16 protein-coding genes are annotated in these 13702 nt (G+C 34.7%); 13 read left to right on the forward strand and 3 right to left on the reverse strand.

The genetic code is table 11. The features are described from left to right. Positions 1-88: 88 nt before the first annotated feature. The 13 genes from CDOMF_RS06875 (at position 89) to CDOMF_RS06935 (ending at position 11315) form a co-directional block, all read left to right on the forward strand. Positions 89-2167 (forward strand): ATP-dependent helicase, encoded by a 2079-nt coding sequence (locus tag CDOMF_RS06875; RefSeq protein ID WP_260951293.1) that lies wholly within the window; start codon positions 89-91, stop codon positions 2165-2167. Further along, entirely contained in the window at positions 2164-2985 is an 822-nt protein-coding gene (truB, locus tag CDOMF_RS06880; protein ID WP_260951295.1) for a tRNA pseudouridine(55) synthase TruB, read from the forward strand. Before CDOMF_RS06875 ends, truB begins: the two co-directional genes overlap by 4 nt. Further along, on the forward strand, positions 2979-3209 hold the full coding sequence (csrA, locus tag CDOMF_RS06885) for a carbon storage regulator CsrA (RefSeq protein WP_170019121.1): 231 nt from the start codon (positions 2979-2981) through the stop codon (positions 3207-3209). The genes truB and csrA overlap by 7 nt, the downstream gene beginning before the upstream one ends. Further along, a complete protein-coding gene (locus CDOMF_RS06890) occupies positions 3206-3955 on the forward strand; it encodes a 4-(cytidine 5'-diphospho)-2-C-methyl-D-erythritol kinase (RefSeq protein WP_260951296.1) in 750 nt (249 codons plus the stop codon). Before csrA ends, CDOMF_RS06890 begins: the two co-directional genes overlap by 4 nt. Beyond that, positions 3948-4403 (forward strand): SsrA-binding protein SmpB, encoded by a 456-nt coding sequence (smpB, locus tag CDOMF_RS06895; RefSeq protein WP_260951297.1) that lies wholly within the window; start codon positions 3948-3950, stop codon positions 4401-4403. Before CDOMF_RS06890 ends, smpB begins: the two co-directional genes overlap by 8 nt. Before the next feature lie 16 nt (positions 4404-4419). Beyond that, complete coding sequence (locus CDOMF_RS06900) at positions 4420-5025, forward strand: TlpA family protein disulfide reductase (RefSeq protein ID WP_260951298.1); 606 nt, start codon at positions 4420-4422, stop codon at positions 5023-5025. Continuing rightward, positions 5015-5326, forward strand: a complete 312-nt coding sequence (locus tag CDOMF_RS06905; RefSeq protein ID WP_260951299.1) for an ATP-dependent Clp protease adaptor ClpS — start codon at positions 5015-5017, stop codon at positions 5324-5326. The genes CDOMF_RS06900 and CDOMF_RS06905 overlap by 11 nt, the downstream gene beginning before the upstream one ends. Further along, on the forward strand, positions 5326-7491 hold the full coding sequence (locus CDOMF_RS06910; RefSeq protein ID WP_260951300.1) for an AAA family ATPase: 2166 nt from the start codon (positions 5326-5328) through the stop codon (positions 7489-7491). The genes CDOMF_RS06905 and CDOMF_RS06910 overlap by 1 nt, the downstream gene beginning before the upstream one ends. A gap of 96 nt (positions 7492-7587) precedes the next feature. Beyond that, complete coding sequence (gene aat / locus CDOMF_RS06915; RefSeq protein WP_260953151.1) at positions 7588-8196, forward strand: leucyl/phenylalanyl-tRNA--protein transferase; 609 nt, start codon at positions 7588-7590, stop codon at positions 8194-8196. 55 nt (positions 8197-8251) lie between these two features. Next, positions 8252-8689 (forward strand): flagellar basal body rod protein FlgB, encoded by a 438-nt coding sequence (flgB, locus tag CDOMF_RS06920; RefSeq protein ID WP_260951301.1) that lies wholly within the window; start codon positions 8252-8254, stop codon positions 8687-8689. 11 nt (positions 8690-8700) lie between these two features. After that, a complete protein-coding gene (gene flgC / locus CDOMF_RS06925) occupies positions 8701-9195 on the forward strand; it encodes a flagellar basal body rod protein FlgC (RefSeq protein ID WP_260951302.1) in 495 nt (164 codons plus the stop codon). A 5-nt stretch (positions 9196-9200) separates the two neighbouring features. After that, positions 9201-9497: a flagellar hook-basal body complex protein FliE gene (gene fliE, locus CDOMF_RS06930; protein WP_260951303.1), complete on the forward strand. Its 297-nt coding sequence runs from the start codon at positions 9201-9203 to the stop codon at positions 9495-9497. A gap of 6 nt (positions 9498-9503) precedes the next feature. Then, a complete protein-coding gene (locus CDOMF_RS06935; RefSeq protein WP_260951304.1) occupies positions 9504-11315 on the forward strand; it encodes a peptidoglycan D,D-transpeptidase FtsI family protein in 1812 nt (603 codons plus the stop codon). On the opposite strand, the gene CDOMF_RS06940 is transcribed toward CDOMF_RS06935, so the two are convergent. Genes CDOMF_RS06940 through CDOMF_RS06950 form a run of 3 tightly spaced genes read right to left on the reverse strand, consistent with a single transcriptional unit; the run spans position 11310 to position 13666 of the window. Next, on the reverse strand, positions 11310-11792 hold the full coding sequence (locus tag CDOMF_RS06940) for a response regulator (protein ID WP_260951305.1): 483 nt from the start codon (positions 11790-11792) through the stop codon (positions 11310-11312). The genes CDOMF_RS06935 and CDOMF_RS06940 overlap by 6 nt on opposite strands. Positions 11793-11849: 57 nt before the next feature. Further along, positions 11850-12806, reverse strand: a complete 957-nt coding sequence (hemH, locus tag CDOMF_RS06945; RefSeq protein WP_260951306.1) for a ferrochelatase — start codon at positions 12804-12806, stop codon at positions 11850-11852. Further along, entirely contained in the window at positions 12803-13666 is an 864-nt protein-coding gene (locus CDOMF_RS06950; RefSeq protein WP_260951307.1) for a Gfo/Idh/MocA family oxidoreductase, read from the reverse strand. Before CDOMF_RS06950 ends, hemH begins: the two co-directional genes overlap by 4 nt. Positions 13667-13702: the final 36 nt, after the last annotated feature.

Raw genomic sequence — 13702 nt, forward strand, 5'->3', positions numbered from 1 at the left:
AAGCGAAACGGTAATATTAATTCATGTAGGCGGGGATTTTTAAGCTTATTGTGTTAAAATCTATAAATAATATATTTTTGGAATTTTAATGCGAGATATCCTAGATAGTTTAAACGAAGAACAAAAAAGAGCTGCCACTCATTTAGATGGAGCTATGTTGATTTTAGCAGGTGCCGGAAGTGGAAAGACAAAGACTATAACGACAAGGCTTGCCTATCTAATAAGCGAAGTTGGAATAGATCCCACTAGTACGCTTACTCTTACTTTTACAAATAAAGCCGCTAATGAAATGCGAACCAGAGCCATTAATATGCTATCTGAAAATAACAAAAATTTTACTCCATTGCTCTGCACTTTTCATAAATTTGGACTTTTGTTTTTAAAATTTTATATAGACAGACTCTCTCGTAAAAACAGCTTTGTCATAATCGACACCGATGATAAAAAAAGAATACTAAAAAGCTTTGAAAGCTCAATCGCAACATCGATATTATCAAGTGAAATATCAAATTTCAAAAACTCCCTTTTAAGCGTAGAAGATGTTATCTCGAGCACCAATTTATTTGGCAATAACGAAAAACACAAAGATGGTTATTACACTAAAATAGCAAACATATACAAACAGTATGAAGAGTATTTAAGCGCAAATAATTTAGTGGATTTTGACGACCTCCTATCTCTGACTTATAAAATTTTGGATAAAAACGAAGGACTGGCAGATGAAATTTCACAAAGATATCGCTATATAATGGTAGATGAGTATCAAGACACCAATGATTTACAATATAAGCTTCTTAAAAAGCTTTGCAAAACCCATGAAAATATCTGCGTAGTAGGTGATGATGATCAGAGTATATATGGCTGGAGAGGCGCAAAGATAGAAAATATCTTAAATTTTAAAAATCAATTTAAAGATACAAAAATAATCAGACTGGAGCATAATTATCGCTCGACAAATTCTATCCTCAAAGCCGCAAATGAGCTGATAGATCACAATAGAAACCGCCTAGGCAAAAAGCTAATAGGCACCAAAGACGGCGGTGAGGATATAGTATTTATGGAGTCAGTTGACGAAACTATGGAGTCTGGCAAGATAGCAAAAAGCATCAAAGAGCTACTTGCAAAAGGCGTAGATGCAAGCCAAATAGCCATATTATACCGTATAAACGCACTCTCTCGCTCCCTTGAAGAGGGTCTTAATAAGGAAAAAATACCGTATAAGATGGTTGGCGGTGTAAAATTTTATGAAAGAGCGGAAGTAAAAGATGTTATTAGCTATCTTAGGCTAGTCGCCAACGAAAACGATGACTTTTCGTTAAAACGCATAATAAACCGTCCAAAACGCGGTCTTGGTAAAGTAAGCATAACCAAGATCGAGAAGATAGCTTATGAAAATAAAATTTCTCTATTTGAGTCAATATCTACTCTGGATGAAAAAGATGAAGCCTTTAGCAAAAAAACAATATCTGCTCTAAACGATTTTACAAGCGGTATAAAAGAGCTAAAGGAATGCGGCTCTTTATATGAACTAATTGATAAGCTAGAGTCTAAATTCGGTATTAAAAAATATTACGAGAGTCTTCCTGACGGTGCTGAAAGAGTAGCAAATATCGATGAATTTTACGCGATGATCAAAGATCAAATCAAGCAAAATCCGGAATTTGAACTAGAAGAGTTCTTAAACGAACTTGCTTTAGCCAGCGAACAAGACGCCATAAGCGATAAGGCTATCTCTATAATGAGTATTCACGCAAGCAAAGGGCTTGAATTTGATCATCTTTTTGTAATCGGGCTTGAAGAGGGATTTTTCCCGCTAATAGGAGACGGAAGCGATATAGAAGAGGAGAGAAGATTGGCTTACGTGGCAATAACAAGGGCTAAAAAAACTCTTGTTCTAAGCTGCGTAAATTCAAGATTTTATAAAGGACAAAGAACAAGACTTGAAAGAAGCAGATTTTTAAGCGAGGCCGGAATATGCACGGGAAGCCTAATAATCCAACCTCAAACTACAAGCGAATACAAAAAAGGTGATTTGGTAAAACATAAGATATTTGGCATAGGACGAGTTACATGCGTAAGTAAAATCAAAAAAGATCTAAAGCTAACTATAAATTTTGGCGGTATAGAGCGCGATATAATGTCAAATTTTGTAGAAAAAGTCGTATGAACGCTCTATTTGTAGCGAATAAACCGATCGCAATCAGCTCAAATCACTTTCTAAATCGTATCAAAAGAAAATATCCAACTAAAAAAGCAGGCTTTTCAGGCACTTTAGATCCTTTTGCCAGCGGTTGCCTGATAATAGCTCTTGGTAACTATACAAAGCTGTTTAATTACATCAGCAAATCTCCTAAAATTTATGAAGCCACGATGTGGATAGGGGCAAAAAGCGAGAGCGGGGACAATGAAAATATAAGCGAAATTGAAAATTTAAATCCTATTGATTTAAAAACAATTGAGCTTGCTAAAAATTCCTTGCTTGGTAAAATAAGCTATACTCCGCCAAAATTTAGCGCAAAAAACATAGACGGAACAAGAGCTTACAAGCTAGCTAGAGCGGGAGTTGAATTCGAGCTTAAAAAAGAAGAAATGGAAATTTTTAGCTGCGAAATAATGCACTACCGTCATCCGTTTTTAACATTTAAAATTAGCGTAGACGAGGGATCATACATAAGGTCATACGCTCAAATTTTAGCCAAAAAACTGGGAGTAAATGCGACTCTTAGTTCGTTAAAAAGATTAAGAGAAGGCAAATTTAAATTTGAAAATGAAAAGTTTTTAAATCCGCTTGATTTTATAGATCTAAAAACTAATGAGTATTTGGGCGATTTAAAAGATATCGAATTTGGTAAAAAACTTGAATATACAAGCTTTAAAAAGTGTGAAGATGGAATATATTTAATAAAATTTGATAAATTTTTTAGTATTATTGAGATAAAAGATCAAACGGTTTCGTACCGATTAAATAAGGTTGAATTATGCTGATACTTTCGCGTAAAGAGGGTGAGAGTATATTGCTTGGAAACAATATAAAAATCACTATCGCAGGGATTTCAAAAAGTGGAGTTAAAGTGGGCATAGATGCTCCTAAAAATATGATGATATTGCGCTCCGAGCTTGCAGAAGAAGTGGCTAACGAAAACAAACAGGCTATAAATTTAGCCGACGAGATAGAGCTTATCGAGCTTAGCCAAAAAATAAAAAAATGAAAAGCTTTGCAAAAATAAATATATTTCTTAAGATAGTCGGAACCCGCGCAAACTATCACGAGCTGATCTCGCGCTTTATTTTAGTAGATGAAATTTACGATGAAATTTGGTTTGAAAAGAGTGAAAAATTCAAGCTTGTTTGCGATAGTGTGGATATAAAAGACAATATTGTATTAAAGGCCAAAAAAGCACTTGAAGACGCTGGATTTAAAAATGAACTTGATGATTTTTTCAGATCGCATAAAATAGTTTTAAAGAAAAATATCCCTATGGGGGCGGGGCTTGGCGGAGGAAGCTCTAATGCGGCCGCTTTTTTAAATTTAGCAAATAGCGAACTAAATTTAAAAATTTCAAAAGAACGCCTTTATAAGATAGCAGAGAGCATAGGTGCCGATGTGGCGTTTTTCGTAAGCGGATTTAAAAGTGCAAACGTGAGTGGTATAGGCGAGATTGTAAAAGAATTTGATGATGAAATTCCTAAAATTAAAATTTTTACGCCTGATGTTTTTTGCTCCACTCCAGAAGTTTATAAAGAATTTAGAAGAAATTTTATGGATAAAATAGATACAAATTTGGCAAATAAGATGCAACATATAAAAAGTAGCGAGTTGCTCGCAACTTACAAAAATGATGTGTTAAACGATCTTTATGCGCCTTGTTTTAAAATTTATAACGATATGAAAGAGTATAAGGATATGTTTTTAAGCGGAAGTGGCAGTACTGTTTTTAAGGTAATAAATGGGTAAAGATTTAGCAAAAAATAAAAAAGCACTTCACGACTTTAGCATACTTGAAACTTTTGAGACCGGCATAGTGCTAAAAGGTAGCGAAGTAAAGGCACTTCGTGCAGGACGGGCAAATTTAAAAGATAGCTTTGTGAGAATTATAAAAGGCGAGATGTTTTTACTAAATGCGCACATCAGCCATCTTAGTACGACACATTCGACATTTCGCCCTGACGAAAGAGCTCCAAGAAAACTGCTTATGCACAGAAAGCAGATAGATAAACTCTTTGGAGCGGTAACACAAGAAGGTCTTACTTTAGTTGCGCTGGTGCTTTATCTAAACGATAAAAATATAGTAAAAGCTAAAATAGCCCTAGCCAAAGGTAAAAACTTGCATGACAAACGCGAAAGTTTAAAAAAGCGAGAGGCCGACAAAGAGGCTCGTGCAGCAATGAAAAGATATATATAAAATTTAAAGGAATAATATGAAAAAAATATTTTTAGCAATTCTATGTGTGATTTTTTTAGTCGGTTGCGGCAAAGAGGACGAGACAGCAAAAGCTCCTGCTAAGGTAGAGGGTTACAAAGCAGGCGAAGAGATCAAGCTTACTAGTGTATTTGGAAAAGAGCTAACCTTGCTTAGAACACAAGGTGGATTTGTCATAAAAGGCGATGAGAGTAAGATAATAATGTTTGATATCTTTGGCACATTTTGTCCTCCTTGTCAAAAAGAGGCGCCTGAACTAATGGATTTTCAGCTAAAAAACAATAAAGATTTTACAATAATTGCATTAACTCACTTTGAAAATGTAACAAACCAACACGTTATAGAGAATTTTGCACAAAAATACAACGCATATTATTTCATCTCAAACGATATGCCTGTAAACGATAAGCTTAGCGCTCAAATTCTAGAAGATATCAAATATCCGCATCTTGAGTCTGTGCCAATAAAAATGGTGCTTAAAAACGGAATCTATCAACCACTAACAGATATTGCCAGCGGAAAATTTGGAGTACATTACTATCTGGGCGGGATTCACTTAGACAAATTGACTCAGGATTTTGAGAGAATCAAAAATGTCAACTAAAACTAGCGAAAGAACGCTGAAAAATACGAGTCTAAAAGAAAAAATTAAATTTCCTAAAAAATTTAAAGTTATTTTATTAAACGATGATGTGACAAGTATGGATTTTGTAGTAGATGTTTTGACGCAAATTTTTCACTATAGTGCACAAAGCGCCATTGCATTGATGTTAAAAGTTCACAACGAAGGAAGTGCTGTATGTGGGGTTTATATCAAAGAAATTGCTCTTAGTAAGCAAAACGAAGTTAGAAAAGCAGCTATCAACGCTGGATATCCGCTAAAAGTAGATATAGAGGAGGAGTGATGCTGGATGCAAATTTAAGCTATTTTTTGGAAAAAGCCGGACAGTTCGCATACTCAAATTCGCATGAATATTTAACAAGTGAGCATATATTATTTGTGTTAATCAACCTAAATGAAGAGAGTAGAGACATGCTCGCTAGTGCAGGACTTAGAGATATTGAAGGATTAAGAAACGATCTTAAAAACTATCTTGCACAAAATAACGAACAAGTTACACAAAACAAACAACCTAAAATGACACTGTTGCTTGAGCAAATTTTTAAAGAACTTACAGATGAAACAAAGGCTCAGAATAAAAATATAGGAATTAGAGAGCTTTTGTATAAAATTGCGGTCAGCAAAGATAGCTTTTGCTCACAAATTTTAGATTTTTATGGGGTAGACGCACAAAAGATAAAAGAGGAAACAACGGCTGACAGCGATAAGTTTGAAAATTTAAGTAAATTTGCAATAAATCTAACAGTTCTTGCAAAAGAGGGAAAGATTGATCCTATTATAGGCAGGATCAATGAGCTAGAAAGGCTTATGCAGACCCTAAGTCGCCGCAAGAAAAATAATCCTTTATTAGTCGGTGAGGCCGGAGTAGGAAAAACCGCAATAGTAGAAGGATTGGCCCTAAAAATTTCTCAAGATAAAGTGCCAGATAAACTCAAAGGGTCTCAAATTTTCGCCCTTGATATAGGAGCTATGATAGCTGGCACAAAATATCGCGGTGATTTTGAAAAACGACTAAAAGATGTCATAGATGAGGCTAGCAATCACGAAAATGCAGTACTTTTCATAGATGAGATTCATACAATAATAGGAGCAGGTGCTACAAGCGGCGGAAGTCTTGATATGTCAAATTTACTAAAACCAGCCCTTGCCAACGGCTCACTTAGATGTATAGGCGCAACTACATATACTGAGTATAGAAATTTTTTTGAAAAGGAGAAGGCTCTATCAAGACGCTTTGCCAAAATAGACGTGGAGGAGCCAAGCATAGAGGATAGCGTTGAAATTTTAAAAGGGCTTCGCACCAAATACGAGAAATTTCACAACGTTAAGTATAGTGACGAGATTTTAAAACTAAGTGTAGAGCTAGCTAAAAAATATATCAATGATCGATTTTTGCCAGATAGTGCGATAGACCTTATAGATGAGGTTGGAGCAAGGTTGGCATTAAAAGAGAAAAAAAATGTAAAAGTTAAAAAAAGCGATATAAGCGAAGTTTTAAGCAAGATTGCAAATATTCCTAATACAACCGATGTAAAGACTAATGACATTTCATTTTTAAAAGATCTTGAAAAGAATTTAAAATCTGAAATTTTCGGACAAGACGATGCCGTTAAAACTCTAGCCGATGCGATAAAGCGCTCGTATGCAGGACTTAAAAATCCTACTTCACCTATAGGCGTATTTTTATTTACAGGCTCAAGTGGTGTAGGTAAAAGCGAGCTGGCAATATCGCTGGCTAGAAATTTAAACATCAATTTTGAGCGCTTTGATATGAGTGAATACATGGAAAAACACAGCGTCTCAAGGCTTATCGGAGCGCCTCCCGGATATGTGGGCTTTGAAGGCGGAGGTATGCTTACAAATTCGATCAAAAAGCACCCTTATAGCGTAATTTTGTTTGACGAGATCGAAAAGGCAAACGACGAGCTTGTAAATGTCTTTTTACAAATTTTTGATAGCGCAAGCCTAACTGATAACACCGGCGCAAAGAGTGATTTTAGAAATACTATCATAATTATGACTTCAAATTTAGGTTCAAAAGAGGCTCCAAAAATGGGCTTTAGCAAAGATGAAAGCAGTCGAAGCGATAGTGCTGTTAAAAATTTCTTTAGTCCAGAATTTAGAAATAGAATCGATGCGGTAGTTCATTTTAACGATCTTAACGAAGATATTTTAGCTCGAATAACTCAAAAAATAATAGACGAATTAAACTTCAACCTAAAAGAGAAAAAAGTTATAATCAAAGCCGATACAAAAGCTAAAGAATATCTTTACAAAAAAGGCTATAGCAACGAATTTGGAGCTAGAAATTTAAAACGCATAATACAAGATGAAATTTCAACTAAAATTAGTGATGAAATTTTATTCGGAACTCTTAAAACTGGAGGGGTAGTCAATATCGGCATAAAAGATGGCAAACTGGCGTTTAAATTTGAAAAAGCGCAATAGATAATTTAGCCTGGCGGGATAAAGTTGCAAAATAGTTTTAAAAGAATTTATCACTTCCCAAACACCCACCTAGCTCCTGCGAATTCGCCTCTTTGTATGGGTGGCGATTTAAGCGTGGAAGCCTTAACTCAAGCATACGAAAAAGGAATTTTTCCTTGGTTTTTACCACACGAGCCAATTTATTGGTGGTGTCCGGATCCTCGCGCAGTTTTACTTCCAAAAGAAGTTAGAATCCAAAAAAGCATAAAATCATCTCTCAAAAAATTTAGCGTTAAATTTGACCATGATTTTGCAGGATTTTTAAAAATTTGTAAAAAAGAGCGAGCCAACAAAGAAGATACTTGGCTAAGTGATACCATCGTAGAAGCCTATACGGCGATGTTTGAAGCAGGATTTGCTCATAGTGTAGAAGTTTACGAGGATGAAAAAATTATCGGCGGACTTTACGGACTCATATTCGGCAAAGTTTTTTGTGGAGAGAGTATGATAAGTCTAAAAACAGGCGCTTCAAAAGTAGCCCTTATAAGGCTTTGCGAAGTTTTGGCAAAATTTGATTTTTTAATAGATTGTCAGGTTATGAATGATCATCTTAAATTTATGGGTGCTGTTACTATGCCAAGAGATGAATTTTTAGATAAATTTGAAATATTAAAAAATAATGATTCTGGATTTAAAAACTTCAAAGACTTAGAGAAATTTTTATAATTTTAGGAACAATATTTGCTTATATCTATAGTGAATTTTAAATAAAAGGCTAAAGATGTTTGCAGGAATTTCAAGCTCTAAATCAAAACAACTGGTAGAAAGCGCACTGGCTAGCAGAAATTTGCGCCAGCAGCTTATATCAAGCAACATCGCAAACATCGATACGCCGTTTTATAAATCACGCGATATCGCATTTGAAAGAGCGCTTAGCGAAAGAGCTGCTGAAATTTACGGCAAAAAAGAGACTAAAGAGCTTGAGTTTGCCCAAACTGACGCGTCTCACCTGCCAAAGGTAAATTTTCCTGACTCAAAACTAGCTACGATCTTTCTTCGTGACGGACACATGGCTAGAAACGACGGAAATACCGTTGATCTTGACGTAGAGACAACCGAGCTTAGCAAAAATGCGATCATGATAACTGCGCTTGATAACGCAATGAAGCGCGATAGCGCGAACTTTAAAAGCGTGATTGAAGCAAGTAGCAAGATTTAAAGGAAATTAAGATGAGTTATTTAAGCGATTTTGATATAAGCGGATACGGACTAAGCGCACAGAGATTTAGAATGAACGTAATTAGCTCAAACATAGCTAATGCAAACACGACTAGAACAGCAGAAGGCGGACCGTATCGCAGGCGCGAAGTGATATTTAAAGCAGTTGATTTCGATAGCACGCTAAATGAGCAAATCGCAAAAAAAACGAACATGCTTGAGTATGAAAACCCGCTTGATGATAGCTTTTGGCAAAAAGACGCAAAACCTGCTATAATGAGTGTCGTAGTTGATAAAGTGGTGCGCGACGATAAGGATTTTAAACTAAAATACGATCCAAGCCACCCTGATGCTAATGCCAAAGGATATGTCGCATATCCAAATATAAATCCGGTCGTCGAAATGGCTGATCTGATCGAGGCTACAAGAGCCTATCAGGCAAACGTCTCTGCATTTCAAAGCGCAAAGACGATCGCCCAAAGTGCGATAGAACTATTAAGAGGTTAATAAAAATGACAAATATCGATAAAATCGGCTCTGTTGCTTCGCCATTTAAAAAAGAAAATGCAAATTTAACTCAAAAAAGCCAAAATGAATTTGCAGCCATGCTTGATAACTCGCTTAAAGAACTAAACGAAGTGCAAGTAAATGCCGATAAAGCAATCGCCGATCTAGCAACAGGCGAAGTAAAAGACCTTCATCAAGCCGCAATCGCCATAGGCAAGGCGGAAACCAGCATGAAACTAATGCTTGAAATTCGCAACAAAGCGCTAAGCGCGTACAAAGAGATATCAAGGACACAAATTTAGCCTTAAATGAATTCCAAAAAATCAAAAATTTTAATTTTATTTTCACTAATTGTATTTGGGATATCTATATTTTTAGCAGTTATCTTTTATAGAGCAAACATCGAAAGACGCTTGCCAAAGCTTGAAACAAGCGAAGTAAATACCGCACTTCGCGGCAATATAGTCACAAAAGACGGATTTAGCGTCGCAAGTAGCCAAAAACTATATAAAGCTATGGTAGACACAAGAAATATCGATCCTGATAAGAAAGATATGTTTATCAAACTTTATTCTTTATATAGCGGCGACAATCCAAAAAGAGTTAAAAAGATACTAGACGGAGCAAAAGGCATCGTAACATTGTCTTATAAGATTGATGCCAAAGGTGCCGCTTACTTAAAAGAATTAACCAGAAAACTATATAGAAAAAAAATTTTTATCCCTTATGAAGATCCAAATACCGGCGTTGCCAGTCTAAGAGGTATGAGCATAGTCGAAAGCGGGGAAAATAGACAATATATTTCAAAAGATTCTTTAACTCCAGTTATCGGATACGTTAAAAAAGTAGAAAAAGATAACATTACAAAGGTTGAAGGCGTAAAAGGGGTTGAAAAATCCTATGAATACTACATCTCAGCTATTCAAGATGCAAAACTTATAGGACCAAAAGATATAGGCAATAATATAATTTTGACAAGCGATTCAAATCTGGCAAATAGAGTCGATGGATACGATACGATCTTAAGCATATCGCTTAAATTCCAAACAATGCTTGAAAAGATCATTGACGAGAAAAAGGAATTTCTAAACGCAAAAGAGATAATAGTAGGCGTTATGGATTCAAAAACAGGAGAGATGCTAGCACTTGCCACAACCTCAAGATATGACCCGTCAAATATCAGAAAGCAAGATTATAAGGCACTAAATTCAAGCGCTACGGAATACGCATACGAGGCTGGTTCTGTTTTTAAGCCTTTTATGTTCTCAGTTTTACTAGCCAATAATAAAATAAATCCCTTAGAAATGATAAACACATATAACGGAAAATACCAACTAGGAAAACGAATAATAAGAGATACTCATCCGGAAGCCTATATGACAGCGGAAGATATTATAGTGCATTCTTCAAACATAGGTATGATTCAGATCGCTCAAAGGCTTGACGGGCATCAAATTTACTCGGGACTTTTAAAATTTGGCTTCACTCAAAAGACTGGAATCGATATGCCGTATGAGCAGGTAGGGAATATGCCTCCTATAGTCAAGATGAATTCGCAAATTTATAAGGCTACAATTAGCTACGGTTACGGTCTTCAGGCAACTTTTATACAGCTTTTAAAAGCCTATAATGTATTTAATAATAAAGGTATTATGGTAACACCAAAAGTCGTTAGCTCACTTTATAAAAACGGTAAATTTTATATTGTTAATAAGCCCGAACCGGTAGAAGTTTTAACACAAGATGTGGCAAAAAGGATGAAGAGAATCCTAATAAAGGCCGTTGAAAACGGAACAGGGAAAAAGACAAAAACTGCCGGACTTGAAATAGGCGGCAAAACCGGAACGGCACATATCGCATCAAAAGATGGCGGATACGCCAATAACTACAACGGATCTTTTTTCGGTTTTGTTAATGATTCGGAAGGAAACAGCTACACCATAGGAGTGCTAGCTAGAGAACCTAAAAAACCATACTACTACTTTGGTGCTCAAAGCGCACTTCCAGTATTCAAACAAACCGTTGATCTAATGGTGGATGAAGGATTTTTAAAGCCTAGCGATATAAACAGAACCAACGAAAATATCGTAAAGTCCGCCACTCAAAAACAAAAATTATAATTTTTGCAGGATAGAGCTAAGAGGAGAACCGTTTTGGCTAGCCGATGATAATCTTTGTTGTTTTTGCAATAAAGAGTTATTTTGTAAACTTGCCAGCAGATCCTTTTTAAACTGCTCTAATAGATCTTCAAGTATATTTTTTAGTTCTAAAATTTCATCTTTGCCTTTATTTTTTAAGCCCTCTTCATCAAGCCCCAAGGTCTTTATCAGTTCCTCTTTTTTAGCAGCTATTTTCTCTTCGATTTTTGATTGATTTAATTGACTTAAAAATGCCGTAGCGCCTAGATTTATCAAATTTTGTTTAAATTTGTCTAAATCCATACTGATTTTTGAATTTATATTGTCAAAATTTGAGTTGGTATCTTTTAAATACTTTTCAAAATCATCATTATGACTTGATGAACTTTTGGCTAAATTTAAACCTTTTGCTAAATTTTTTAAAGATAAAAGATATGAATCTATATTTTTAGACTCCATTTACTTTCCTTATAAATAATTTTATAAAGGGAAAGCAAATTTTATTCCGTTTAAGTTCTAATTTGCAGTGTTGTTGTTTATATAACTTAAGCCGGTTTGAAATATAAATTTAGCAAATTCTTCACTGTCATTAAGACAAGGAACTACGTCGTAATACTCAAATTTAAGCTCATTGGCAACATCTCTATACTCTTTTACGAGCTCAAAAACAGTCTCTGAGTTGTCGATGCAAAACGATATGGGATAAATTAAAGCCTTTTTGTTTTTAATACCTGCTAAGGTATCACCCAAAGAAGGTTCCAGCCATTTTACCGGTCCGAGTCTTGATTGATAAGCCAATCGAATATCTGCAAATTTCATATCTTCATTGATTAAATTTGAGAGTATTTCTACATGAGATCTTATATGTTTTTCATAAAGATCACCATTATCTATTGTTTTTTGCGGAAGAGAGTGAGCTGAAAATATCAAGGTAATATCATCAGTTTTTATATTTCTTACACTATTTCTTACACTATTTAAAACTGCATCATTATATGTTTGATTTTCAAAAAATGGCTCCACAATTTTTACTTTTGACTTCAAATTAAGCTCATTAAACGCCAAATTAAAATCATCTATACTCGATGAAATGGTTGTCACAGAGTGATGAGGATATAGTGGAAAAACTACAATTTCATCAAAATTTTCATATTTTTTTAACACTTCTTTGGCAAATGGAGGCGTGTAGTTCATCGCAAAATCAACCGCATCAAACTCACTGCTTAAATTTGAAATTTTAGAGCATAAACTAGCTGTTATTTCACAAAGAGGTGACTTGCCTCCGATTTGATTATAGTTGCTTTTAGCAGCCTTTAGTCGTCCTTTTGCGATCATAAAACCAACGAATTTACGTAAAATTTTATTTTTGATACTAAGAATATACGGGTCATTAAACATATTTTTTAAAAAAACTTCAACCTCTTCTATATTGTTTGGGCCACCCATATTTAATAGCAAAAGCAATCTTTTCATACGCATATTTCATATACCTTCAAAGCATCATCAAGCGATGCCAAATTATTAATTTTATTATTTTTACAAAGTTCAAAAAATTCTAAATGAGCCTTTTTAATAGGCGAAATATCACTATCTACTTTTAAATTTTGCTGTCCATAATCAGTGTATTTATTTAATTTCATTCCTATCAAATCTCCAAAATATATTCCGCTATTTGCCGAAACTTCGATTATAAACCGATCTATAGGATAATTTATGGAGTTATGTATACTCACTAAAGTTTGATTTTTCATTTTCAGCTGACAAAGAGTATTTGTTGGATTCTTTTTATCCTCTTTATGAACTTCAAATTTAGAAAATTGCGCTATATCACTAGCCGCTACAAATCTTGCCAGATCAATATTTTGCAAGATTTCTAAATTTAAATTCCTGCTTGAACAAAAGCCTCTTGTAATATTTATCGAATAAATCTTCTCTTCTCTCTCAAGAGATTTTTTTAAAGATACTATCACAGGATTAAACCTATCAAAAAATCCAGCCACACTCATAACTCCACTTAGATTAGAGTAATATTTCATCTCATGAATTGCACCTGTATTTTTAGCTATAGGATGATGGATAAATATATGTTTACAGGTTTTCACACACTTTGAAAAAAGCTCAAGATACTGTATTCCATCTGTTATTATAATAGCTTCCGGATCTGCGGATTCAAACAGCTCGTTTAGATCGCTATAAATTTTTATACGCCCAAAAGATTCGCTATTTTTTTGACAATACACACCGACAAGATCAAATTCATCGGACCTTCTAAGTTCATTGCAATGAAACTTTCCGACATCATTAAACCCTATGATAGCAAGTCGTTTTTTCATAAAATTTTTCCGAATTTATCTTTTTTATAGCGATTA

This window comes from Campylobacter sp. RM16187, from assembly GCF_025319965.1.
GTDB lineage: Bacteria > Campylobacterota > Campylobacteria > Campylobacterales > Campylobacteraceae > Campylobacter_A.

What these genes read in the sequence shown, in the direction of transcription:
- CDOMF_RS06910 (WP_260951300.1), top strand. Translation starts at nt 5,326, where the DNA reads ATGCTGGATGCAAATTTAAGCTATTTTTTGGAAAAAGCCGGACAGTTC.
- CDOMF_RS06905 (WP_260951299.1), top strand. Translation starts at nt 5,015, where the DNA reads ATGTCAACTAAAACTAGCGAAAGAACGCTGAAAAATACGAGTCTAAAA.
- flgC (WP_260951302.1), top strand. Translation starts at nt 8,701, where the DNA reads ATGAGTTATTTAAGCGATTTTGATATAAGCGGATACGGACTAAGCGCA.
- smpB (WP_260951297.1), top strand. Translation starts at nt 3,948, where the DNA reads ATGGGTAAAGATTTAGCAAAAAATAAAAAAGCACTTCACGACTTTAGC.
- aat (WP_260953151.1), top strand. Translation starts at nt 7,588, where the DNA reads ATGGGTGGCGATTTAAGCGTGGAAGCCTTAACTCAAGCATACGAAAAA.
- hemH (WP_260951306.1), bottom strand. Translation starts at nt 12,806, where the DNA reads ATGAAAAGATTGCTTTTGCTATTAAATATGGGTGGCCCAAACAATATA.
- CDOMF_RS06875 (WP_260951293.1), top strand. Translation starts at nt 89, where the DNA reads ATGCGAGATATCCTAGATAGTTTAAACGAAGAACAAAAAAGAGCTGCC.
- CDOMF_RS06890 (WP_260951296.1), top strand. Translation starts at nt 3,206, where the DNA reads ATGAAAAGCTTTGCAAAAATAAATATATTTCTTAAGATAGTCGGAACC.
- truB (WP_260951295.1), top strand. Translation starts at nt 2,164, where the DNA reads ATGAACGCTCTATTTGTAGCGAATAAACCGATCGCAATCAGCTCAAAT.
- flgB (WP_260951301.1), top strand. Translation starts at nt 8,252, where the DNA reads ATGTTTGCAGGAATTTCAAGCTCTAAATCAAAACAACTGGTAGAAAGC.
- CDOMF_RS06935 (WP_260951304.1), top strand. Translation starts at nt 9,504, where the DNA reads ATGAATTCCAAAAAATCAAAAATTTTAATTTTATTTTCACTAATTGTA.
- CDOMF_RS06940 (WP_260951305.1), bottom strand. Translation starts at nt 11,792, where the DNA reads ATGGAGTCTAAAAATATAGATTCATATCTTTTATCTTTAAAAAATTTA.
- CDOMF_RS06900 (WP_260951298.1), top strand. Translation starts at nt 4,420, where the DNA reads ATGAAAAAAATATTTTTAGCAATTCTATGTGTGATTTTTTTAGTCGGT.
- csrA (WP_170019121.1), top strand. Translation starts at nt 2,979, where the DNA reads ATGCTGATACTTTCGCGTAAAGAGGGTGAGAGTATATTGCTTGGAAAC.
- fliE (WP_260951303.1), top strand. Translation starts at nt 9,201, where the DNA reads ATGACAAATATCGATAAAATCGGCTCTGTTGCTTCGCCATTTAAAAAA.
- CDOMF_RS06950 (WP_260951307.1), bottom strand. Translation starts at nt 13,666, where the DNA reads ATGAAAAAACGACTTGCTATCATAGGGTTTAATGATGTCGGAAAGTTT.